Annotated in this window: 26 protein-coding genes; 15 read left to right on the top strand and 11 right to left on the bottom strand. The window is 66.6% G+C overall.

Translation table 11 applies throughout. The features are described from left to right. Window positions 1-55 precede the first annotated feature (55 nt). Window positions 56-931, top strand: a complete 876-nt coding sequence (locus SP5_RS09170) for a flagellin N-terminal helical domain-containing protein (protein ID WP_042487346.1) — start codon at window positions 56-58, stop codon at window positions 929-931. Window positions 932-1,144: 213 nt separating this feature from the next. Further along, on the top strand, window positions 1,145-1,990 hold the full coding sequence (locus tag SP5_RS09165) for a flagellin N-terminal helical domain-containing protein (RefSeq protein ID WP_042487344.1): 846 nt from the start codon (window positions 1,145-1,147) through the stop codon (window positions 1,988-1,990). Window positions 1,991-2,124: 134 nt separating this feature from the next. On the opposite strand, the gene SP5_RS09160 is transcribed toward SP5_RS09165, so the two are convergent. The 9 genes from SP5_RS09160 to SP5_RS09125 all read right to left on the bottom strand — a co-directional run bounded on the left by SP5_RS09160 (window position 2,125) and on the right by SP5_RS09125 (window position 9,967). Continuing rightward, window positions 2,125-3,351: an ABC transporter permease gene (locus SP5_RS09160; RefSeq protein ID WP_042487343.1), complete on the bottom strand. Its 1,227-nt coding sequence runs from the start codon at window positions 3,349-3,351 to the stop codon at window positions 2,125-2,127. A gap of 196 nt (window positions 3,352-3,547) precedes the next feature. Beyond that, window positions 3,548-4,366 carry a sigma-70 family RNA polymerase sigma factor gene (locus tag SP5_RS09155; protein ID WP_042487340.1) on the bottom strand — a complete coding sequence of 273 codons (819 nt, stop codon included), beginning with the start codon at window positions 4,364-4,366 and terminating at the stop codon, window positions 3,548-3,550. After that, the gene (flhA, locus tag SP5_RS09150; RefSeq protein WP_042487337.1) at window positions 4,363-6,444 is read right to left on the bottom strand and encodes a flagellar biosynthesis protein FlhA; all 2,082 of its coding nucleotides are present in this window, start codon (window positions 6,442-6,444) and stop codon (window positions 4,363-4,365) included. Before flhA ends, SP5_RS09155 begins: the two co-directional genes overlap by 4 nt. Before the next feature lie 3 nt (window positions 6,445-6,447). Beyond that, the gene (locus SP5_RS09145) at window positions 6,448-7,305 is read right to left on the bottom strand and encodes a flagellar protein FlgJ (protein WP_042487334.1); all 858 of its coding nucleotides are present in this window, start codon (window positions 7,303-7,305) and stop codon (window positions 6,448-6,450) included. A 220-nt stretch (window positions 7,306-7,525) separates the two neighbouring features. Further along, window positions 7,526-7,837, bottom strand: coding sequence for a flagellar protein FlgN (locus SP5_RS09140; protein WP_042487332.1), 312 nt, complete (start codon window positions 7,835-7,837; stop codon window positions 7,526-7,528). Next, a complete protein-coding gene (flgM, locus tag SP5_RS19105; protein WP_245613446.1) occupies window positions 7,834-8,067 on the bottom strand; it encodes a flagellar biosynthesis anti-sigma factor FlgM in 234 nt (77 codons plus the stop codon). The genes SP5_RS09140 and flgM overlap by 4 nt, the downstream gene beginning before the upstream one ends. A 162-nt stretch (window positions 8,068-8,229) precedes the next feature. Beyond that, window positions 8,230-8,727 carry a flagella basal body P-ring formation protein FlgA gene (locus SP5_RS09135; RefSeq protein WP_042487329.1) on the bottom strand — a complete coding sequence of 166 codons (498 nt, stop codon included), beginning with the start codon at window positions 8,725-8,727 and terminating at the stop codon, window positions 8,230-8,232. After that, the gene (locus SP5_RS09130) at window positions 8,724-9,275 is read right to left on the bottom strand and encodes a hypothetical protein (protein ID WP_245613445.1); all 552 of its coding nucleotides are present in this window, start codon (window positions 9,273-9,275) and stop codon (window positions 8,724-8,726) included. The genes SP5_RS09135 and SP5_RS09130 overlap by 4 nt, the downstream gene beginning before the upstream one ends. Next, window positions 9,272-9,967: a motility protein A gene (locus SP5_RS09125; protein WP_042487326.1), complete on the bottom strand. Its 696-nt coding sequence runs from the start codon at window positions 9,965-9,967 to the stop codon at window positions 9,272-9,274. The genes SP5_RS09130 and SP5_RS09125 overlap by 4 nt, the downstream gene beginning before the upstream one ends. A gap of 234 nt (window positions 9,968-10,201) precedes the next feature. Here SP5_RS09125 and SP5_RS09120 point away from each other — a divergent pair, with 234 nt between their 5' ends. From SP5_RS09120 to SP5_RS09060, 13 genes are all read left to right on the top strand, one after another. Beyond that, window positions 10,202-10,546 carry a flagellar basal body rod protein FlgB gene (locus SP5_RS09120; protein WP_042487323.1) on the top strand — a complete coding sequence of 115 codons (345 nt, stop codon included), beginning with the start codon at window positions 10,202-10,204 and terminating at the stop codon, window positions 10,544-10,546. 3 nt (window positions 10,547-10,549) lie between these two features. Continuing rightward, window positions 10,550-10,960: a flagellar basal body rod protein FlgC gene (gene flgC / locus SP5_RS09115; RefSeq protein WP_042487320.1), complete on the top strand. Its 411-nt coding sequence runs from the start codon at window positions 10,550-10,552 to the stop codon at window positions 10,958-10,960. Between the two features lie 2 nt (window positions 10,961-10,962). Continuing rightward, window positions 10,963-11,661 carry a flagellar hook assembly protein FlgD gene (locus SP5_RS09110; protein WP_042487318.1) on the top strand — a complete coding sequence of 233 codons (699 nt, stop codon included), beginning with the start codon at window positions 10,963-10,965 and terminating at the stop codon, window positions 11,659-11,661. 29 nt (window positions 11,662-11,690) lie between these two features. Continuing rightward, complete coding sequence (locus tag SP5_RS09105) at window positions 11,691-12,980, top strand: flagellar hook protein FlgE (protein WP_042487315.1); 1,290 nt, start codon at window positions 11,691-11,693, stop codon at window positions 12,978-12,980. Between the two features lie 30 nt (window positions 12,981-13,010). Then, the gene (locus tag SP5_RS09100) at window positions 13,011-13,766 is read left to right on the top strand and encodes a flagellar basal body rod protein FlgF (RefSeq protein WP_042487312.1); all 756 of its coding nucleotides are present in this window, start codon (window positions 13,011-13,013) and stop codon (window positions 13,764-13,766) included. Between the two features lie 13 nt (window positions 13,767-13,779). After that, complete coding sequence (gene flgG / locus SP5_RS09095; RefSeq protein ID WP_042487309.1) at window positions 13,780-14,568, top strand: flagellar basal-body rod protein FlgG; 789 nt, start codon at window positions 13,780-13,782, stop codon at window positions 14,566-14,568. A gap of 74 nt (window positions 14,569-14,642) precedes the next feature. Then, complete coding sequence (locus tag SP5_RS09090; protein ID WP_042487378.1) at window positions 14,643-15,311, top strand: flagellar basal body L-ring protein FlgH; 669 nt, start codon at window positions 14,643-14,645, stop codon at window positions 15,309-15,311. Between the two features lie 11 nt (window positions 15,312-15,322). Further along, on the top strand, window positions 15,323-16,420 hold the full coding sequence (locus SP5_RS09085) for a flagellar basal body P-ring protein FlgI (RefSeq protein WP_042487306.1): 1,098 nt from the start codon (window positions 15,323-15,325) through the stop codon (window positions 16,418-16,420). Beyond that, window positions 16,417-16,746 carry a rod-binding protein gene (locus SP5_RS09080; protein WP_083748219.1) on the top strand — a complete coding sequence of 110 codons (330 nt, stop codon included), beginning with the start codon at window positions 16,417-16,419 and terminating at the stop codon, window positions 16,744-16,746. Before SP5_RS09085 ends, SP5_RS09080 begins: the two co-directional genes overlap by 4 nt. 15 nt (window positions 16,747-16,761) lie before the next feature. Beyond that, window positions 16,762-18,105 (top strand): flagellar hook-associated protein FlgK, encoded by a 1,344-nt coding sequence (flgK, locus tag SP5_RS09075; RefSeq protein WP_042487303.1) that lies wholly within the window; start codon window positions 16,762-16,764, stop codon window positions 18,103-18,105. A gap of 5 nt (window positions 18,106-18,110) precedes the next feature. Then, complete coding sequence (locus SP5_RS09070) at window positions 18,111-19,004, top strand: flagellin N-terminal helical domain-containing protein (protein ID WP_042487300.1); 894 nt, start codon at window positions 18,111-18,113, stop codon at window positions 19,002-19,004. Window positions 19,005-19,105: 101 nt separating this feature from the next. Beyond that, entirely contained in the window at window positions 19,106-19,969 is an 864-nt protein-coding gene (gene motA, locus SP5_RS09065; protein ID WP_042487297.1) for a flagellar motor stator protein MotA, read from the top strand. Between the two features lie 3 nt (window positions 19,970-19,972). Next, window positions 19,973-20,866, top strand: coding sequence for a flagellar motor protein MotB (locus SP5_RS09060; RefSeq protein WP_042487294.1), 894 nt, complete (start codon window positions 19,973-19,975; stop codon window positions 20,864-20,866). A gap of 32 nt (window positions 20,867-20,898) precedes the next feature. Here the strand turns inward: SP5_RS09060 and SP5_RS09055 are convergent, their stop codons facing one another. Then, entirely contained in the window at window positions 20,899-21,927 is a 1,029-nt protein-coding gene (locus SP5_RS09055; RefSeq protein WP_245613444.1) for an Abi family protein, read from the bottom strand. 249 nt (window positions 21,928-22,176) lie between these two features. Beyond that, window positions 22,177-22,668, bottom strand: a complete 492-nt coding sequence (locus SP5_RS09050; RefSeq protein ID WP_042487289.1) for a Ros/MucR family transcriptional regulator — start codon at window positions 22,666-22,668, stop codon at window positions 22,177-22,179. Window positions 22,669-23,018: the final 350 nt, after the last annotated feature.

Below are 23,018 nucleotides of genomic sequence, written 5' to 3'. Positions count from 1 at the left end.
CACGGTGGTCCAGAGGGGACACAGACGGATCGCCGAGCAGATTTGGAGACATCAAATGACCGTTATTGCCAGCAATATCAGTGCTATGCGTGCAACCGCCGCGTCGACCTCGGCCTCGCTGGCCCTGAGCACCTCGATGCAGCGCCTGTCGACCGGCAACCGCATCAACTCGGCAAAGGACGACGCCGCCGGTCTGGCGATCAGCGACTCGATGACCTCGCAGATCAAGGGCATGGCGCAGGGCATCCGCAACGCGAATGACGGCATCTCGCTGGCGCAGACGGCGGAAGGCGCGCTGAACGAAGTCGGCAACATGCTCCAGCGTATGCGCGAGCTGAAGGTCCAGTCGTCGAACGGCACCTATTCGACCGCCGACAAGGCGAACATCACCAACGAGCAGACCACGCTGGCCGCGCAGATCAGCGCCGTCGTGAAGAACACCCAGTTCAACAACAAGGCGCTGTTCAGTGCCGCCTCGACCGTATCGATCCAGACGGGTGCGACGACCAACGACACCGTCAGCATCGGTTTGCGCGATCTGACGGCAACCTATGTCGCTGCCACCACCGGCGCGACTCCGGCGCCTGCAACCGGATCGCAGCTCGGCGCGATCGTCGACTTCGCGGCCACTTCGGATAGCGCTGCCCTGAAGACGGGCGGTGATACGCTGGCCAACTACGACGCCGCGATCGCCGACGTGTCGTCGATCCGGGCTGGCCTGGGTGCGACCCAGAACCGCCTCCAGTCGGCCGTCAACAGCGCGACGTCGAACATGACGAACCTCGCCGAAGCGAAGAGCCGCATCTCGGACACCGACTTCTCGGAAGAAACCACCGCGCTCGCCAAGGCGCAGATCCTGAGCCAGGCGTCGACCGCGATGCTGAGCCAGGCCAACCAGTCGCAGCAGGGCGTGCTGAAGCTCCTCGGCTAATCGCCCTGGGCGAATGCCGACCGCGGTTATCCCCTCGGTCGCGGAAGGTGGACCCCCCGATGCCTTATAATAAGGTGTCGGGGGGCTCCGCCCGAAAAAATGCGCCCATTTGACTCTTTTCTCTAAAGCCCTGCCTCAAGCGGTCGTTACCCGTCTTGGCAGCTCGACCTTCGCCTTGGGGGCGGCGGAGAGCTCCGGCTTTGGAGAACGACCATGACGGTTATCGCCAGTAATATTTCGGCGTTACGCGCCTCGAGCGCCAACGGCGCCGCGACGGAAGCGCTGAACGTGTCGATGCAGCGCCTGTCCACCGGCAAGCGAATCAATTCCGCGAAGGACGACGCCGCCGGCCTCGCCATCGCCGCCTCGATGACCTCGCAGGTGCGCGGCATGAACCAGGCGATCCGCAACTCGAACGACGGCATCTCGATGGCGCAGACCGCCGAAGGCGCGCTGGACGAGGTGAGCAACATGCTCCAGCGGATGCGCGAACTGGCGGTGCAGAAGGCCAACGGCATCTATTCGACCAACGACAAGGCGAACATCACCGCCGAGCAGAACGCGCTGGCCTCGCAGGTGTCGAACATCCTGTTCAACACCCAGTTCAACGGTCAGAAGCTGCTCGATGGTTCGGCGGGTGCTGCCGGCGTGGTCGCCATTCAGGCCGGCGCGAACACCAGCGACGCCATTACCATGACCTTCAGCAACCTGACGACGGATGCAGGGATCAACGGCGCGATCGCCGTGGTCGATCCCGCGACCGGCCCCAGCACCATCGCGACGGGCGCGACGCTGGAAAAGTTCGACGCCGCCATCGGCCGGGTCGCCAATATCCGCGCAGGCCTGGGCGCCACGCAGAACCGGCTCCAGTCGGCGGTCAACAACCTGACCTCGAACGTCACCAACCTGACGGACGCGCGCAGCCGCATCGAGGACACCGATTTCTCGGCCGAAACCACCGCGCTCGCCAAGGCCCAGATCCTGAGCCAGGCTTCGACCGCGATGTTGAGCCAGGCCAACCAGTCGCAGCAGGGCGTGCTCAAGCTGCTCGGACAGTAATTCCCGGATCCTGAGCGCCCCGGCACCGCGCCCCCACTCGGGTGGCGGGGCCGACCGGCCGAGAGATCCTCACGGACCGGTTTGCAGGACAAACCCCGGCGGCAGCGATGCCGCCGGGGTTTACTCGTATCGGCTCAATCGGCGCGCAGCACCAAAGCGGGCGAGGTCCGCCCCGCGCGCCAGGCCGGATACAGGCTGGCCAGCACCGCGCCCGCGATCACGCTCAGGGCGATCACCGCCAGCTCGCGCACCGAAATCCCGATCGGCAGCGACAGGAACACGTCCCATTCGGCCTGCCGCGCGGGTGACAGGTGGCGTACGGCCGCGACGATCGCACCGCGCTGGGTCAGAAGTGCGGCGGCCAGCGACAGGCCGATGCCCGCCCCGATCAGCGCGATGATGCTGCCCACGGTGGCGAAGATCCGCATGATGCTGCGCGCCGTCACGCCCATGGTGCGCAGGATCGCGATCTCGCGCCGCTTGGCCCGTGCGAGCAGGGTCATCGACGACAGGATATTGAACAGCGCTACCAGCGTGACCAGCCCGACCGCGATCGTCATGCCGATCTTCTCGGTGACGAGCGCGGCGAGCAGCGCGCGATTCGCCTGTTGCCAGCTGGTGATCGGATAGCCCGGACCCAGCCGCCGCCGGATCGCCGCCGTCACGGCCGCTTCCTGCGTGACGTCGGTCAGCACCACCGCAACGCGGCGGGTGACGACCGAGTCGTCCTGCAGGATGGGCAGCGAATCGAGCGGGGCATATAGCGTCACCTGGTCGCTGCCCTTGTCGTCATCGGGATAGAAGGCCGCGACCCGCGCCGGGGTCAGGTCGAGCGACAGGGTGCGGTCGGGGCCGAGGACGACCCGGCCGATCGCGATCCGGTCGCCGGGGAACAGGCCCAATTGCAGCGCGGCGGTCTGGCCGATCGCCACCGCACTCGCGGGATCGATACCGTGCGCCAGCGCCGCGCGCATCGTCGGCACCAGTCTATAGAGTGTGCGGGGATCGCGGCCCTGGAGCTTGATAGGGGTAATCCGGCCGTCGATCGACAGACCGGCGGTGATCTCGCGGATCGGCTCGGTGCGGACGACGCCGGGGATGCGGGCGATGGTGGCGGCGACCTGCGCCTCGGTCAGTGCCGCACCGGCAGGCACGGTAACGCTGAGATGTCCGTTGACCGGCGCGACGCTCTCGGCCAATTTGGTCTGCGCGCCGTTCATCACCGCGATGACCAGCACCAGCGCCGCGACACCGATCATGACGCCGGTGCAGCCGATGCCCGCGACCAGCAGGACCAGCCGCCCACCCGCACCCGGCCACAGATAGCGGCCGATCAGATGGCGTTCATGGCGTGCGAGCATCGGCGTCCCCGGTCATCGGGGATGCGCTTAAAGCAAGTTGGGGCGATCGGGAATCGACATTGCAATCCTCCCCGGCACGGGGAGGGGGACCAGCGAAGCTGGTGGAGGGGGGCGTGCCGCTGGGGACGTCCTATGAGGAAATCCCCCTCCGTCAGGGCTTGCGCCCTGCCACCTCCCCGTGCCGGGGAGGATGATATCAACGCTGGCTGGCGAGGGCCTTTTTCAGGCGGGCATGGGCGGCGCTCTTGATCTGGCAGACGCGCGCCGCGCCGACGCCGAGCACCTGGCCGATTTCCTCCAGGTTGAGTTCCTCGACATAATAAAGCTGGATCACCATCGCCTCGCGCTCGGGGAGCGCGGAGATGGCGGCGATCAGCGCGTCGCGCAGGTCGCTTTCGGCCAGCTGCTCGAAGGCGTCGGGCGTGTCGTCGGCGAACCAGGGCAGGTCGTCGGCATAGACATCGTCGATCGCCTCCATGCGCACGGCCTCGGCGGTCTTGTAGTCGGCGCGCAGCCGCTCGACCGTGATGCCCAGCTTTTCGGCGACCGCCTCGTCGGCCGGGGCCTGGCCCTCGGTCTGCGACAGGGTGTTGACCGCCTCGTGATACTGGCGGCGGCGACGCATCGCGCCGCGCGTCGTCGTCGCCTGACGGCGAAGCTCGTCGATCATCGCGCCGCGCAGTCGCGACTTCAGATAATGGCCGAACTCGACGCCGCGTTCCTCGAACGAGGCGGCGGCCTCGACCAGCGCGACCAGGCCGACCTGCACCAGATCCTCGACCTCGATCATGCTCGACATGGACCCGTGCACATGCCACGCGATGCGCCGGACCAGCGGCAGGTGCTGGCGGATCACCGTATTCGCATCGCCGCCCGGCATTCCGGCGCGCCGCGGCGCGGGGCGATAGGTCAGCGGCTGGTCGGTGACCGTGGGATTGGCCAGCGCGGGATCGAAATTCGCCGGGTTGAAGGTCTGCGCGTCCATGAACGCGCCGCTCAGGGGATGTGCGCTCATGCGGCCAACGCCTGTTGCTGGGGATGATGGGGAGAGCCGATGACGGCGACGACTTCGACCGCCTTGTCCTCGGGCACTTCGAAGAAGGAGAGGACGGGCGTGTCGGGCAGGCAGGTGCGGACCAGCTTGCGCATCGCGATGCGTACGCCCGGCTGCACGACCAGCGCGAAGGGCTTGGCCTCGGCGATCAGCGGCTGGGCGGCCTGGGTCAGCGCCTCGGTGATGCGGCGGCCCAGATCGGGTTCGATCACATGGCGGCGCGCGGTGTCGGCGCGCATGGCCTGGCCCAGCAGCCCTTCGAGCTGGCCGTCCAGCGTCATGACGCGCAGCGGTTCGCGCATCCCGCACAGCTTCTGGATGATCAGCGCGCCCAGCTGCGGCCGGATCAGCTCGACAATGTCTTCGGCGTCGAGCGTCTTCTGGGCCGCCACGGCGATCGCGCTGGCGATGCGGCGGAACTCCTTCAAGGTGATGTTCTCCGAAAGAAGGCCCTTGAGAACCTGGGTCAGGGTGGTGAGCGGCAGCGGGTTCGGGCTGAGCGAGGCGGCGAGTTGCGCGGCGCGCTCCTTCAGCCCGTCGAGCAGCGACTGGACCTCGTCGGGGCCGAGCAGCTCGGCGGCGTTCGAGGACAGGATGTGGTTCAGGTGCGTCGCCATGACGGTGCCCGGATCGACCACGAGGTAGCCCATGCCGGTGGCGGCATCGGCGTCGCCCTTCAGGATCCAGGTCGCGGGCAGGCCGAAGGTCGGGTCCTTGACCGGCTTGCCGTTCAGCGCGCCGAACGCCTGGCCGGTGTCGAGCGCCAGCATCTCGTCGGGCGAGACCTGATCCTCGGCGGCGACGACGCCGTTGATGATGATGCGATAGCTATAGGGGGCCAGGTTGATGTCGTCGCGGACGCGGGCCTGCGGCACGACGAAGCCCAGATCCTTGGACAGCTGGCGGCGGACGCCGGTGATGCGGGCCATCAGCGGCGCACCGCGACGCTCGTCGACCAGCGGCACCAGGCCGTAGCCGATGTCGATATGCACCTGCATCCCGTCGATGACCTCGTCCCAGCCGATACGCGAGGGGTCGACCGGCTCGGGCGCGGGGGCAGCGGGGGCGATGACCGGACGCTTCTCGATCTGGCGCAGCTTCCAGGCGGTGAAACCGGCGATCGCGGCGGCGGGCAGCAGCACCAGATGCGGCATGCCGGGCAGCACGCCCAGCAGGCCCAGGATCGCGGCGACCGGGATCCAGGTCTTGGACGCGCCGAACTGCGACCCGATCTGGCCCGCCAGATCCTTGTCCGACGACACGCGCGTCACGATGGCGGCGGCGGCGATCGACAGCATCAGCGAGGGGAGCTGCGCGACCAGCGCGTCGCCGATGGCGAGCAGGATATAGGTCTTGGCCGCGTCGGCGATCCCCATGCCATGGCTGACCGGACCCAGGATCAGGCCGCCGATGACATTGGCCGCCAGGATCAGCATGGCGGCGACCGCGTCGCCCTTCACGAACTTGGACGAACCGTCCATCGAGCCGTAGAAATCGGCCTCGGTCGACACCTCGACGCGGCGCGCCTTGGCCTGGTCCGGCGTGATGAGCCCGGCGTTCAGGTCGGCGTCGATCGCCATCTGCTTGCCGGGCAACGCGTCCAGGGTAAAGCGCGCGGACACTTCCGACACGCGGCCCGCGCCCTTGGTCACGACGATCAGGTTGATGATCATCAGGATCGCGAAGACGAAGAGACCCACGACATAGTCGCCGCCGATCAGGAAGGTGCCGAACGCCTCGATGACATGACCCGCCGCGCTCTCGCCCTCATGGCCGTGGACCAGCACGATGCGGGTCGAGGCGACGTTGAGGCCCAGGCGGAACAGGGTCGCGAACAGCAGGACGGTCGGGAAGGCCGAGAAGTCGAGCGGCTTCTCGGCGTTCAGCGCGACCATCAGGACGGCCAGGCTGATCGCGATATTGGCGACGAAGAAGATGTCGAGCAGCGCGGGCGGGATCGGCACGACCATGACCAGCACCAGCAGCAGGATCGCGGCGGGCAGGGCCATGGTACGGCCGCTGGAGAAGAGCTTGCCCATCGCTTAGCCACCCATCCGTGCGAGCATCATGTAAGCCAGCCGCGCATGATCGGGCTTGGGCCGCAGCACGCTGTCGCCAGTCGCGGTGGCGCCGCGCATCCCCAGCTGGTTCATGGTGCTGTTGGCCCAGGCGATCGCATCGGCGGCGCTTTCGTTGTTGCCGGTGACGACGGTCGCGTCGCCGTTCATGCCCTGGAGCGCGAGCGCCTGGGCCGCGAATTGCAGGTTGGCGGCGCGCGTCTCGTCGCTGTCGGCCTTGGTGCCGGCCAGCTTGGCCGAGAAACGGTCGTAAATGTCCGCAAGCGAGCGCGGCTGGCCGTTCGAGGCGTAGAAGACCGAACGGTTGGCGCGGGCGGCGGCGGGGAACAGTGCGGCGCCGCTGGCCTGCGGGTTGCTGGCCATCGTGCTCAGGAACTTGGTCGCGCCGCCCAGCCCCAGGAAATGGGCCATGTACAGGTCGGTGCCGCCCGCCTCGCGGCCCAGCGTCGATTCCAGCGCGGACTTGTTGTCCGAAGCGTGTTCGGCGGCCATCAGCGAGGCGGCGGTCGGATCGTTGCGCAGGCCCATCACCGCCGAGCGCGCGCCGCCCGAGACATAATAGCGTCCGCCCGACTGGCCGATCGCATCGGCGGCCCAGCCCAGGCCGTGCTCCGCGCCATGCTTCTTCACGACCGCCAGCCAGCTCTGCTCGACGAACTGATAGAGTCCCGAGGCGGAGGAGGTGCCCGCGCGGGCATTGGCGTTCAGGCCGGACTCCAGCTTCGCCTGGCCGAGCAGATAGCCGAAATCGACGCCCGTGCGGCTGGATGCCAGCGCGATGGCCGATTGGATTCTGGCGTGGGAGACGGGTTGGACGGTCATGCTGCGGTAAAAAGCCCTTGTTCGGGCCATACTCAGCAAGGGGCGTGCCAATTCCTGACGGTGCCGTCAGGGAGGCGACAGGAATGACCGGAGGGCAATAAAAAAGCCCGGAAAACCGGGCTTTGTCTAATCGATGGTTCGGGGGATGCCCCTCGCTTCGCCGATGCCGCCGCCGCGTGTCCGGCAAAGCGGCAAGCCGTTGCCGCCCGGCAAGCGGCAATCAGGCATAGGCGCGCATGGCGGGACGATAGCCCATGCCGGAGTCGCCGGTCAGCGTCTGCAACCGGCGGCGGACATTGGCCGCCATCAGGTTGACGTAGATGCGGCAGGTCTCGTTCAGTCGGTTGGCCTCGTCGGCCAGCTCGCGCAGTTCGGGGCCTGCGGGACCGGTGCCGAGGGCGGCGACCTCCTCGATCGCGGCCAGCTTCTCGGTCGTCGCGCGTTCCAGCGCGACCACGTCGTTGACCTTCAGCGCCGCGATTTCGCGGTGGAGGGCCTCGATGACCCGGATCAGGGCGTCACGGCGTGTCATTTACCATTCCAGTCCAGCTTCAGCGCGATTATCTGGTCGGCGATGGTCGCCGGCAGGATCGGAAAATCGCCATTGGCGATGGCCTTCTTGATCTGGGCGACCCGGTCCATGTCGACCGGCGGCTGCGCAGCCAGGGTGCGGGCCATGTTGCTGACGCCGCTCATGTCGTTCGCCTTTACCGGGGGCTGTGCGGGGCTGGCGGCTCCAGCGAGCGCGTTGGGACGCGTCACGGCGGCGACCCGCCCGACCCTCGCTTCCCCGGCACTCAGCCTTGTTACTTCCACCATGCCCGCACCCTCTGGTTCCGCTGACATGGGGTATAACGGCCGGGGCCGGAGATTCTTTAGCGCGAATTTACGCTTTTTCCCCGTTTTCCGCCGCGCCCGCGCCCCTCATTCGGACCAGCCGGGCAGGGTGGCGCGACCGCTGGCCAGCGCCACGGCCTGGATCGGCTGGCGGGCGGATTCGATACGCACCGGGAAATGCCCGCCCGGCGCCGCGTCGGCCATGGCGATCCCTTCCCTCGTGATGGAAAAGCCCTCCGATCCCGCTTCGATCACGACCGGGTCGCCGCGCTTGATGACGGGTTCGGCCTTCACCGCCACGGCGGCCATCATGCGCGGCTCCGGGGCGGCTTTGGGGGCCGAGAGGACCGGCACGAAGATGCGCCATTGCGGGCTGGAGCAGGTGACGACCACCGCGTCATGCGCCTCCGTGCGCCAGGACAGCGCGACCGTCGGGCACTGGGCCAGCTTCAGCCGGTTGTCGATCGGTGAACGGGGGCCACCCTCCACCCCGACCGGACGGCCGGTAAAGGCGGTGACGGCGGCGTCGAGCGCGGCGACATCCTGGAAACCGGCGGCGCCGGCCAGAAGCAGGGACAGGATCATCGTGAGGGTCTCCGTGAAGGCTCACCGGCAAAGACCAGGGTGACCAACGCGACGCGTGGGCCTGGCTTTCCGGCGGTGGACAGGATCAGACGGTCGGCGGCGGCCGGACCGATCAACGCGGCCGCAGTGCGGGCGCGATCGGCGGCCAGCACGACCGAACTATGGGTGACGGGATCGACATCGGCGGCGCTGCCATCGGTCGAACCGACGATGGACAGGCGGACGCGCGGATCGGCCAGCGCCTCGCGCGCCCAGGGGGCGAACAGCGCATCGGGCTCGACCGGCTCGGCCGATCCGGCGGCGAAGTTCAGCGCGGCTGTCGCCACCGGCATGGCGGGCGGCGGGGGAGGGGGCAGGCGCAAAGCCTGATCGACATGGTCGCTGCTGCCGAATTGCGCGCGCAGGCCGTTGAGCAGGGCGGGGCGGCGCTCCGCCCCGGTCGCCTGGACCAGGACGAGGAAGCCGACCAGCAACAGCGCCAGGTCGGCCAGCGTGATCAGCCAGATCGGCCGCGCGGGCGGCGTCTCGGGAAAAAAGGGCTCGGTCATGCGACGCTGACCAGATTGGGGCCGGACTTGGGGGCTGAGGTCGACCCGCGCGACGGGCGCGGGGCCTCGCGCGTGGCCAGGGCGGCCAGCGGCGTGACGATGCGGGTCCGCTCGAACGCCTCGATCCGCGCCGCGCGACGCAGGCGCGTCGCGATCGGCTGCGCGACCAGATTGGCGAACAGCGCGCCATAGAGCGTGGCGAGCAGGGCGATCGCCATGGCGCCACCGATACGCTGCGGATCGTTCATCGTCGCGAACATGGCCGCCAGGCCGATCAGCGTTCCGACCATGCCCATGGCGGGCGCGATCTCGGCGGCGCCCGTCCAGACATCGGCGGTGGCGACATGCCGCTCGACCCGCGCGGCGCGCGCGAGGTTCAGGCGGGCGGCCACGGCTTCGCCCCCTTCGCCATCGACGATCGCGGCGACCGCCTCGGCCATGTCGGGATCGGTGATGACCGAGCGGTCGAGCGCCAGGACACCCTGGCGCTTCGCCATGCGCGACAGGTGGTCGATCTGCTCGACCAGCGGATCGGCGGAAAAGGGGCGCCGCGGCAGCACCGCCAGCGCGCGCATCGCCCGCCCGGCATCGCGCCAGGGCGTGCGCAGCAGCGTCGCGATCAGCGTTCCGCCCAGCACGATGGCGAGCGCCGCGGCGTCGAAGAACTGATGAAGCGGAGGAAATGCAGTCATGCGCGCACCCACGCAAAGACCGGGCCAACTGCCCCCAAGGCAAGGGGGCGGAAAGCGGGGGCGAGGTGCGCTGCCGCCGGGTTGCCGCCGACCGGCAAAAACCGGCAACCGCTTGCCGTCCGGGCCTGCCGCCGCCCTGCCGCCCCGCCCGATACCCCTCTGGTCAGGCACTTGGCACGGTCATTGCAAGGGTCCGGCCATCGCGAAGTCCCGCGTGGGAAAGGAGGTTGAACGATGGCCGCAGAAACGCTTTTCGGAGTACATGGTGCCGCACTGGAAGTGCGGGCGCAGCGCATGGGTGTGCTGGCGTCGAACATCGCCAACGCCTCGACCCCGGGTTTCAAGGCACGCGACATCGATTTCAAGGCGGCGCTCGCCTCGGTCGAGGGCGGGCAGGATCGGGGCATCGCGGATGCGATGAAGTACCGCGTGCCGATCCAGACCTCGCTCGACGGCAACACCGTCGAACTCAACCAGGAACAGACCGCCTTCGCCGAGAACGCCGTCCAGTATCAGACGACGCTGTCGTTCCTGAACGGTCGCATCTCCACCATCACCCGTGCGCTGAAGGGCGAATAAGCGATGCCGAACGGACCGCTTTCCATCTTCCAGGTCGCCGGTCGCGCCATGTCGGCGCAGCTGGTGCGGATGAACACCACCGCGTCGAACCTGGCCAATGCCGGCGGTATCGCCGGGTCGGCCGACACCGCGTACAAGACGCTGAAGCCGGTGTTCCGCACCAGCTTCGACGCCGCGACCGGCCTGTCCACCGTCGATGTCGAAAAGATCGTGAAGGCGGGCGAAGACCCCGCCAAGCGCCACGATCCCAACAACCCGCTGGCCGACAAGGACGGCAACGTCTTCGAGGCGGCGGTCGACGAAACCCGCGAGCTGGTCGACATGATGGAGACCTCGCGCACCTATCAGAACAATGTCGAAGTGATGCAGACCGCCAAGTCGCTGATCCTCGACACCCTCAAGCTGGGCCGCTGATCATGACCTCCACCGCGATGACGTCGACGCTGGACAGCCTGGGCATCAAGCGTGCCGGGGCAACCACCACCACGACGACCACGACCCCGGCCAAGAAATCGGCCACGACGCTGGGCCAGGGCGATTTCCTGCAGCTGCTGACCGCGCAGCTGAAGAACCAGGACCCGTTCGCGCCGATGGACAACACCCAGATGGTCGCCCAGATGGCGCAATTCTCCAGCGTGGCGGGCATCTCCGAGATGAACACCACCCTGGCCTCGATCGCGACCAAGCTGAACGCGACGACCCCGTCGGACGCGATGAACTATGTCGGCAAGACCGTGCTGACCCAGGGCACCACCGCCTATGGCCGCGCCAGCGGCGGGCTGGCGGGCCAGGTCGAGCTGGACGGCGCGGCGTCGGACGTGTCGGTCACGATTTCGGACGCGCAGGGCGCGGTCGTCAAGCAGATGTCGCTCGGCACCCAGAAGGGCGGCACCGTCGGCTATGACTGGGACGGCAAGACCCCGGACGGCAAGGAAGCCGGTTCGGGTCCCTTCACCATCTCGGTCTCGGCGTCGAACGGCAACACCACCGTCGGCAGCCGCTCGCTCGTCTGGGCGCCGGTCCAGTCGGTCTCGATGCCCAGTACCGGCGCCCCCGTCCTGACCGTCGCCGGTCTCGGCCAGGTCCAGCTTTCCGCCGTCCGCTCGGTCGGCTGATCCCCCTTTACGCACCAGGAAGATAGCCCATGTCCTTCTACACCTCGCTCAGCGGCCTTCAGGCTTCGCAGACCGACATGTCGGTCATCTCGCACAATCTCGCGAACGTCGGCACCAACGGCTTCAAGAAGAGCCGTGCCGAATTCGCCGACGTGATGGCGGCCAATTTCTCGACCGACCCGTTCAAGCAGGTCGGCTCCGGCACGGTGGTCAAGGCCAACCGGCAGGAGTTCAAGGAAGGCAACTACACCAGCACGTCGAACGCGCTGGACCTCGCCATCTCGGGCGACGGCTTCTTCACGGTGCAGTCGGGCGGCACGACCGGCACGCTGCAATATACCCGCAACGGCTCGTTCCAGGTCGACACCAACAACTATGTCACCGACACCCAGGGCAACCGGATGCAGGTGTTCCCGGTCGACAAGGACGGCAACGTCACCTCGTTCGGCAATGACGGCCTGACCAGCCTGCAGCTGCCGCCGACCAGCGGCACGCCGGTGTCGACCAAGAACGTCACGCTGGACATCAACCTGTCGAGCACCGCGGTCGCGCCGACGGCGGCGTTCGACCGGACCAACATGGGCACGTACAACAACACGACCCAGACCAAGATTTACGACACGTCGGGCAACGCCATGACGCTGACCAACTATTATGTCCGCAAGCCGTTGCCGCTGGATGCCAACAACAAGCCGATCCAGCCCGCCGACGGCAGCAGCACGTGGCTGGTCTACAGCTATGTCAACGACCAGCAGATGACGCGCAGTGGCTCGACCGATCCGGTCGAGATGACCTTCGACTCGGGCGGCAACCTGAAGTCGCCCCTGGGGCCGACCAAGTTCGACAACTACACCCCGCGCACCTCGATCAACGCACAGCCGCTGACGATCGACTATACCGGTTCGTCGCAGTCGGGTTCGATCTTCTCGGTCGCCTCGCGCACCCAGGACGGCAAGGCGGTCGGCCTGTTGTCGGGCGTGTCGGTCAGCGAGAACGGTCTGGTCACGGCGTCCTTCACGAACGGCGAGACCGCCAATCTGGGCAAGGTGGCGGTGGCGACCTTCGTCAACATGCCGGGCCTGCGCCAGGAGGGGAACAGCTATTGGGAAGCGACCGGCAAGTCGGGCGAGGCCAAGTTCGGCACCGCCAATGAAGGGGCTTTCGGCGCGATCCGGTCGAGCACCATCGAGGGGTCGAACGTCGACATCACCGAGGAACTGGTCCAGCTGATCGCCGCACAGCGCAATTTCCAGGCGAATGCGAAGGCGCTCGATACGTCGAGCCAGATCTCGCAGACCATCTTCAACATCCGCAGCTAAGCGAACGCCGGGGGCTAACGGGGAACCGCGATGGACAAGCTGGTCTATACGGCATCGACGGGCATGCGGGCGCATATGGCGGCGCAGACCGCGATCGCCAACAACATGGCCAATGCCTCGACGATCGGGTTCCGCGCCGACCGCGTCGTGTTCGACCGCATCGACCTGAAGGGCGGCGGCGCGGCGTTCGAGGCGCGGATGCCCACCGCCGAGGAAGTGACCGACGCTGACCGCGCGCCGGGCACGATCCAGCACACCGGCAACGCACTGGACATCGCGATCGCGACGTCGAGCGCGTGGCTGGCGGTGCAGGCCCCCGACGGTTCGGAAGCCTATACCCGTCGCGGCGACCTGGAGGTCACGGCTTCGGGCGTGCTGCAGACCGGCGACGGCTATCCGGTGATCGGCCAGAACGGCCCGATCACGGTGCCGCCGTACAATGCGATGACCGTCGCCCCCGACGGCACGCTGTCGATCGTGCCGCTGGGTGCCGGGCCGGATACCCAGCCCCAGGTGATCGACCGCATCAAGCTGGCCGATACGCGCGGCACGCAGACCGTGAAGGGTCTGGACAATCTGCTGCGCGTCAAGGGCGGCGGGGCGATGCCGCAGGACATGGACGCCACCGTCCAGTCGGGCGCGCTGGAAGGGTCGAACGTCAACATGACCCAGACGCTGGTCGACATGATCGAGAACCAGCGCAGCTACGAGGTGCAGGCCAACCTCATGAAAGAGGCCAAGTCGTTGGATGAGAACAGCGCATCGCTGATGCGTCTGCCGAGCTGAGGATTAAAGAGACATGTCTTCCGCCGCTTTGCACGTCGCACGCACCGGGCTCGATGCCCAGGATATGCGCATGCGGGTCATCTCGAACAACCTGGCCAACGTCAACACGACCGGGTTCAAGCGCGATCGCGCCGCGTTCGAGACGCTGGCCTATCAGACCATCACCGCGCCCGGCGCCGCCAGCTCGACCGAGAGCAAATATGCGACCGGCCTGAACCTGGGCACCGGCGTGCGCATCCAGGGCACCGCGCGCATCAACACGCAAGGGTCGATGCAGACCACCAACAACAGCCTCGACCTGGCGCTGGACGGTGACGGCTTCTTCCAGGTGCAGATGCCTGGCGGCACGCTCGGCTATACCCGCGCGGGCAATTTCTCGCGCTCGGCCGAAGGGCTGCTGGTGACTGCCGAGGGGTATCAGGTGATGCCGGGCATCACGATCCCCGAAGGCACGACCCAGATCACGATCGGCACCGACGGCACCGTCTCGGCGACCCTGCCGGGCCAGACCGCACCGGCCCAGATCGGCCAGATCCAGATCGCCAGCTTCCCCAATTCGGCCGGGCTCCAGTCCAAGGGCGACAATTACCTGACCGAGACCGCCGCCTCGGGCGTCGCGAACATGGGTGTCGCGGGCCTCGAAGGGCGCGGCCAGATCCGTCAGGGCATGCTCGAAGGCTCGAACGTCAACGTCGTCGAGGAACTGGTCGACATGATCGAGACCCAGCGCGCCTATGAGGTCAACTCGAAGATGATCAAGTCGACCGACGAGATGCTCCAGTACGCGAACCAGAATCTGTGATGATGACCATCCGCTTTCCCACCCTGCGTTTCGACTATTGGACCGAGCTGGCGCTGTCGGCGGCGGCGGGCACCATGGTCGTCGTCGCGCTGATCCCCGCGCCCGCCCATGCCAGCCTGTTCGGCCGCAAGAAGCCCGTCGAGGACTTCACGACCGTGCGTCCCGCGCCGATGCCGATGCAGCCGGTGGCGCAGCCCGCCCAGCCCAATGGCGGCATCTTCCAGGTGTCGGACGGCTATGCCGCGCTCTACGAAGGGTGGCGCGCGCGCAAGGTCGGCGATCCGCTGACCATCATCCTCGTCGAGCGGACGGCGGCGTCCAAGTCGGCCAATTCCAAGCTCGGCTCGAAGGGCGATCTGGGCCTGGCCCCGCCGACCACCGGGCCGCTGGGGCGGCTGCTTAAGTCGACCGATATCGGCATGAGCGGCAGCCGCAACTTCAACGGATCGGGGGCGGCCGACCAGTCCAACTCGCTGTCCGGCGAGATCAGCGTGACCGTCGCCCAGGTGTTCCCGAACGGCACGATGCTGGTCCAGGGGCAGAAGCGCGTGACGCTGAACCGCGGCGACGAGTTCATCCAGATCAAGGGGCTGGTCCGCATGGCCGATGTCGGCATCGACAATCGTGTCGAGTCGACCCGCGTCGCCGATGCGCAGATCGCCTATACCGGCAAGGGCGACGTCGCCCGCGCCAGCCGCCAGGGCTGGCTGAGCCGCTTCTTCCAGGCCGTCAGCCCGTTCTGAGGCACCAGCACATGATCCTCCGCTTCCTCCTCGCGCTCCTCGCCACCTTCGCGATCGCAGGGCCGGCCTCGGCCGACCGGATCAAGGACCTGGGCGGGTTCCAGGGCATCCGCACCAACCAGCTCACCGGATACGGCGTCGTCGTCGGTCTGCCGGGCACCGGCGACGACAATCTGGAATATACCGTCCAGTCGCTGAAGGCCGTGGTCTCGCGCTTCGGGCTGCAACTGCCGCCCAATGCCAATCCGGGCATGAAGAATGCCGCGGTGGTGATGGTCACGGCCGAACTGCCGCCCTTCGCCAAGCCGGGGCAGAAGCTGGACATCACCGTCGCCTCGATGGGCAAGGCCAAGTCGCTTCGCGGCGGCAGCCTGATCATGACCCCGCTCCAGGGCGCGGACGGCCAGATCTATGCGATGGCGCAAGGGAATCTGGCGGTCGGCGGTCTGGGCGCGGAAGGTGCGGACGGATCGAAGATCGTGGTCAACATCCCCTCGGTCGGTCGCATTCCCGAAGGGGCGACGGTCGAGCGCGCGGTCGCCACCGGCTTCGACACCGCGCCCGGCCTGACCTTCAACCTGGCCCGTGCCGACTTCACCACCGCGCAGAATGTCGCGCAGGCGATCAATGCGCGCCTGGGCATGGGCACCGCGCAGGCGATGGACGCCGTCTCGGTCGCGGTCCGCGCGCCGATGGGGGCCGATGTCCGCGCCACGCTGATGTCCGAGATCGAGAATCTGAACGTCACCTCGGCCGAGCCGCCCGCCAAGGTCATCGTCAACGCCCGCACCGGCACCGTCGTCATCAATTCGGCGGTCCGGGTCGGCCCGGCGGCGGTGACGCACGGCAAGCTGACCGTGAAGATCGACGAGCAGCAGCGCGTCAGCCAGCCCGGCCCCTTGAGCGGCGGCCAGACGGCGGTGACGCAGAAGTCCGGTGTCTCGGTCGAGGAGGAGCGTCGCCCGATGTTCGTCCTGGCCCCCGGTCCCAAGCTGGCCGATATCGTGAAGGCGGTGAACGCGATCGGCGCGGCCCCGTCCGACCTGGTCGCCATTCTCGAAGCGCTGAAGGAAGCCGGCGCGCTCAAGGCGGAGTTGATCGTCCTGTGACCCAGAGCATCGCACCCACTTCGCCCGCGACGGCGGCCTCCGCGATCGCGGGCACGGTATCCACCGACACCCGCCGCCTGTCGACCGGCGCCAATCTGGACAAGGCGGGCACCCAGTTCGAGGCGATCTTCACCGGCATGATGCTGAAGGCGATGCGCCAGACCAAGCTGAGCGAAACCATGTTCGACTCCAAGGCGCTGGACACGTTCCGGGACATGCAGGACCAGCAGATCGCCCAGACGATGGCCACCCAGGCCCCGCTGGGCATAGGCAAGGCCGTGACCGCATTCCTCGCGAAATCTCAACCTGTCGTTAACCAGACATAACGTACCGCAGTAACCATGAGCGACCTGCTCTCTATCGGCGCTTCGGGCGTCCGCGCATATCAGACCGCGCTGACCGCCGTTGGTGAGAATATCGCCAATGTCGGAACGGACGGCTATTCGCGCCGGTCGGTCACGATGCAGGAGATCTCGCCCGCCGCGGGCCTTGCGGCGAACAAGGTCTCGGCGGGCTCGGGCGTCATGGTGCTGGGCATTGCGCGCGCCACCGACGTCTATGCCAGCGCCGCGGTTCGCTCGGCCACCGCCGACCTGTCGCGCACCACGACGGGCGTGACCTGGCTGAACCGGATCGAAGGCACGATGACCGGCGATCAGGTCCAGACGCGCCTCACCGCCTTTTTCACCGCCGCGCGCACCCTGTCGGCCGAGCCGACCTCGACCGCGCTGCGCGCCACCATGCTGGAGACCGCGCGTTCGACCGCGACGGCGTTCAGCGCGACCGACTCGGCCTTCGACCAGATCAACGCCGATTTCGACGGTCAGGCGCGGCAGGCGGCACACGATCTGTCCTCGCTGGCCACCTCGCTGGTCCGCGTCAACGAAGGGCTTGGCCGGACCCAGCCGGGCACGGCGGCCGCGGCGCAGCTGACCGACCAGCGCGACCAGATCCTGACCAAGATGAGCGCGCTGTCCGACATCACCAGTACGACCGACGAACTGGGCCGCGCGACGGTGCGGCTCGGCGACCGGGCGGGTCCGATCCTGGCGGCGACCGACTCCACCGGGTCCGTCACCTATCAGCGCGGCGCCGATGGCGGCGTGTCCTTCCATGTCGCCTTGCAGGGGCAGATCAGCGACTTCGTGCCCAGCGGCGGCGCGATGGCGGGGATGCTGGACGGGGCCGAACGGATCAACGCGACACGCGGCGCCTTCAACCAGGTGGCCAAGAATTTCGTCGAGACGGTGAACGGCCTCCAGGCCGGCGGCCAGGACCTGACCGGCGCGACCGGCACGGCGATGTTCGGCCTGACGGCGGGCACCGCGCAGATGAGCCTGTTGCTGACCGACGGATCGAAGATCGCGGCGGCGAAGGGCAATCAGGGCTCGCGCAACGCCGACAATCTGGCTGCGCTGGAAACCGCGCGCGGGTCGGTCGGATTCGAAGGCAAGCTGACCCAGATCATCACCGACAACGCGACCACGCTGAAACAGCGCCAGACCGTCGCCGATGCGCAGTCCGCGATCAGCGACGGGGCCAAGGCCACCCTGTCGGCGGCCTCGGGTGTCACGCTCGATTCGGAAGCGGTGACGTTGATGCGTTTCCAGCAGGCCTATTCGGCGACCAGCCGGGTGATCCAGGCGGCACGCGAAACCTTCCAATCCATTCTCGAGCTGCGGTAACGGTCATGCAGATTTCCACCAGCGTCTTCTATGACACCGCCTCGCGGCGGATGACCGAGCTTACCGGCAAGGCGAATGCGTTGCAGGTCCAGATCTCGACCGGCAAGAAGCTGATCAACCCGTCGGACGACGCCGCCGCCGCCGCCCAGGTTGCCGAGTTCGATCGCCGCGACGCCGACGATGCGGTGTACAAGACCAATCTGACGCTGGCGGGCTCGTTGCTGCAACAGGCCGATACGACGCTGGGCCAGATCGGCAACCAGGTGCAGAAGGCGTTGGAGCTGACCACCCAGGCGGCGAACGGCACCCTCAACGCCGCCAATCGGTCGAGCGTGGGCGACCAGATCGCCTCGATCCGCGACGCGCTGCTCGGCCTTGCCAATTCCAAGGACTCGCGCGGCCTGCCCCTGTTCGGTGCGGCGGCGGGCACCGATGCGGTGACGATGGTCAATGGCCGCTACGCCTATTCGCAGGCCAATGTGTCCGACATCCCGATCGCCGATGGCCAGAGCGTCGACGTCTCGGTCGGCGCCGACCGCGTGTTCAAGGCGGGCGCGAACGACGACACGCTGAACGTCCTCAACACGCTCGTCACCGCGCTGAAGTCGGGTGGCGATGCCAGCGCGACGATCAAGGACGCGATGGACAAGCTGAAGGCGGCCAACGACAATGTCGCGACCGTGCAGGCCTCGGTCGGCGCGCGCGAGGCGCGGGTCGAGTTGCAGCAGGGGCTGCAACGGGCCGCCAGCACCGACCGGGCGCAGTTGCGCTCCAGCATCGAGGATGCCGATCCGGTCACGACCATCACGCAGTTGCAACAGACGATGACCGTGCTTCAGGCGACCCAGGCCAGCTTTACCAAGCTGACCAGCCTGTCGCTGTTCGATTATCTGAAATGATCGCGGCCGGGCATCGGCCCGGTAACTGTATTTTGACCTTACCAGGCTAGGCCGGTGATCTGACGGGCACTGCGGCCGGTCTTCGGGAGAATCGGTTCACCATGTTTCCTGCCATCGGCCTAGTCATCCTGCTCGGCATGGTGTTCGGCGGGTTCGCCATCACCGGCGGCAAGCTCGGCCCCGTGTTCGAGGCGATCCCCCACGAAATGCTCATAATCGGCGGCGCGGCCGTCGGTGCGCTGGTCATCGGCAATAGCGGCGCCGAGCTGAAGGCGCTGGGCGGCGCGATGGGCAAGATCTTCAAGGGTCCGAAATACAAGAAGCAGGACTATCTCGACGTCATCTTCCTCGTGTCCAAGCTGATGAAGATGCTGCGCACCGAAGGCCCGATCGCGCTGGAGCCGCATGTCGAGGACCCCAAGTCCTCCTCGGTCTTCGCCGAATATCCCCGCCTGGTCGCCGACCATACGCTCGTCAACCTGATCGCCGACACGTTGCGCTTGGTCGTCGTGTCGTCGGGTACGCTCGACGTCCATGCGGTCGAGGAGGTCATGGACAATGCGATCAAGACCCATCACCACGAGGTCGAGGGGCCGCAGGGCACGCTTCAGAGCCTGGCCGACTCGCTGCCCGCGCTCGGCATCGTCGCGGCCGTGCTCGGCATCGTGAAGACCATGGGCTCGATCGACAAGCCGCCGAGCGTGCTGGGCGGCATGATCGGCTCGGCGCTGGTCGGCACCTTCATGGGCGTGCTCTTGGCCTATGGCATCGTCAACCCGTTCGCGGGGCGCCTGAAGCAGGTGATCGATGCCGACGCCGCCATCTATCACGTGGTCAAGCAGATCATCATCGCCTCGCTCCACGGCCATCCCCAGCCTTTGGTCATCGAGGCGGCCCGCTCGGGTATCAAGCACAAGGACCAGCCCGGCTTCGCCGAGGTGTTCGACGGCCTGCGGGGCAAGTAAGCCATGGCCCGCGCACCGCATGGCAAGAACGAGCCGCCCAAGATCGTCATCGTCAAGAAGATCATCGCCGATGGCCATGGCGGGCATCATGGCGGTGCGTGGAAAGTGGCCTATGCCGACTTCGTGACGGCGATGATGGCGTTCTTCCTGCTGCTCTGGCTGCTGGGCGCGACCACCGAGAAGCAGCGCAAGGGCATCGCCGACTATTTCGCGCCGACGCTGATCGACACCAAGTCGACGGGCATCGGCGGCGGCGTGCTGAACGGTGGACCCGGCGCAGGCCGCCAGCAGCAGACGGCCGCCAGCGGCCGCCTTCAGGTCATCATTCCCAAGGTGATGGAGGGCGGCGGCGAAAAGGCTGGGACCGGCGACAAGGGCTCGCTGCGCAATCCCAATGCCGTCGTGCAGGACAAGAAGACCTTCGACGCGATTAAGCGCGAACTGTTGAAGAAGATGCAGGTCACGCCCCAGCTCCGCAAGCTGGCGCAGCAGGTGCGATTCATCCCGACCGATGACGGCCTGCGCATCGACCTGGTCGACAATGCCGATTATTCGATGTTCGCGACCGGCACCACGAACCTGACCCCGGCGGCGTCCGACCTGATCGGCACCATCGCCAAGACGGTCGCCGATGTGCCCAACACGATCATGATCCGCGGCCACACCGACAGCGTGCCTTACGGCGATCCGCGCGCGATGAACAACTGGCTGCTGTCGTCCAGCCGCGCCGAGGCGACCCGCCGTCGCCTGGCCGCCGGTGGCCTGCCCGAATCACGGTTCGAGCGGATCGAGGGCGTGGCCGACCGCGAACCGATGATCGCGGGCAATCCAGCCGACCCGCGCAACCGCCGCGTGGCGATTACGCTGCTCTATCGCAAGGGTGTGTTCGGGCAGTAATGGAGGGGGCGAGCATTTCGACCTAGGGTTCTTCAGTCCCAGATCGCTTCCCGGTCCCATCCCGGCAAAAAGCCCGCCTGAGCGGGGTTGGCATGAGGCATGACGGGAAAGTCCAGCCAATGCTCCTTCATGCGCGAACCCCAGGATGTCCCGGCCGCGATTCGCCGGGCGAGATAATGGGCTATGACCGTCGCGCCATAGACCCGGTTTCGCCGTGCAATATCCCCGCCGATATGGTGCACGGCAGCGGTTTCCGGACCCTGAGGCACCTTGGGCTGGTGGACGATGCCGGCATTCCATAACCGGGCGTGGTGGGCCGAAATATTACGGATCAGCGCCAACGTCTTGATCCAGCTGACCAAGACGTTAGGCAGCAATGCGTAGCGCCGGGCAATGGTGGCGCGATCTTGCGGATGGGCCATTTCGAGAAGCCAGGACAAGGTGCCGAAATCCCAGGTTTCGACCGCCATCCAGATCGGTAGCGGCGAACTATAGGTTGCGCGGAACTCCACGACCCAGGCTTCGCGCGACCGGGTGGCGGCCTGATCGACCTTGGTCAACCAGCTTTGATGACGCGTCCCGGGCTGGCCGGTTGGCATGACCTCGTTCGCCCGATGGGTGTCCAGATGGACGGGGGAGCGATGCGCCCATGGATCGCGCCGCCCCAGGGCATGGGCAAGGTCCACACGCAAGGCGACTTCGATCCGCTCGATGACGTCGAGGAAAAGCAGGCGAAGCCGCTTGTCGAATAGGTACAGATCGACCGCGTGGCGAAACTCGGAACCAGTCTGGAAAGCATCAAGCCGTATCGTTTTGGTAGCGTCGGCCGGGTTGGGGATGCGCTGCTGGAACGGTTCCCAATAGGGGGCAAGACGCCCATAGCCTATTCGCTGAAGATGATGCTCGGCCTTGGCGGCATCGGTAACGTCCAAACCTCGCTCGCGGAGAAGCGTAAGCTGATCGCCAAAACTGAGATGAGGTTTGGTATAGGGGGCAAGCATCAGCCCCTTATATGAAGAAGGCCGTCCCTTGATGCCAGAGGCAACAGAGGGGGCGGCCATGTTGCTTAGCGATATAGACGCATGAGGGGCGAAATTCAACCCAGCGTTGAAAAATATCGCTCGTTGTCCTCATTGGGGCCATCCGCCTTTTGGGAGCCGGCTTTGCCGCGCTTGCCAAGCTCCTTACCGCTTCGAACGGATTGGCCGCAAACCCTAGCTTCGTACAAAACAAAACCCGTCCGATGGCCTTGCTCCGGGAGAAGAGCGAGGACGTCGGACGGGTCTTGCGATCGGTCGATCGCGACGCGATTACTCGCCGTCGGTGGCCTCGCCCTTGCGCGTCTTGCGCGGGGCGGGGGTAGCCGTGGCGTTGCGCGGGCCGGGCTTGCGGCCCAGGCCGATCTTCTTGGCCATCGCACGGCGGCTTTCCGAATAGCTCTCGGCGACCATCGGATAGTCGGGCTTCAGGCCGTAACGCTCACGATATTCCTCCGGCGTCAGGCCATGGGTGGCCAGGTGACGGCGCAGCGTCTTGTAGGGCTTGCCGTCAATCATCGAAACGATGTGATCCTTCGACGCCAGCGACTTGCGAACCGAGACGGCCGGAACATATTCGGTCGGCGCTTCGACGTCGCTCGCCTGTGGCGTGCTGCCCAGAAGCGAAGACACGGTCTCGTGCATCTTGTGGAGGAACGCCGGAACCTCTTCCGACGAGGTGCGGGTATTGGGATTGCCCAACCACGCAATGGTCAGCTCAGTTGCCAGTTCTACGGCATTCACATCGATAGGGTCGTCGGCCATGATACGCTCCTGTTGTTTCCCCGTGACCTAGCCGTCAATCACGGGAGGTCAACCTTTCTGTGCAGCATCGGACCGAATTTAGATGGTTTATGACCGATTTTATATTTAAGTGATGTTGATGCCCGGCATCGATCAGCGGCCTAAAATCGTCCGGAGATCGAACGGGATAAACCTGGGCGGCAGAATATAAACAGGGGGAACATACGGATTGTGGTCCACCCATATTGCAGAACGGGACCCGCAAATCGCCCTGGCAGGCACGCTGCCAGGCACACCGATAGGCAGATGCAAAATATGCAACCAAAATTAATTAGGTTGCATTTGTGTAAATCGTACGGCCTCGGCATAGA

Source organism: Sphingomonas parapaucimobilis NBRC 15100, from assembly GCF_000787715.1.
Lineage (GTDB): Bacteria > Pseudomonadota > Alphaproteobacteria > Sphingomonadales > Sphingomonadaceae > Sphingomonas > Sphingomonas parapaucimobilis.
Note: the sequence above shows the minus strand (reverse complement) of the source record. Positions and strands in the feature narration are given on the sequence as shown.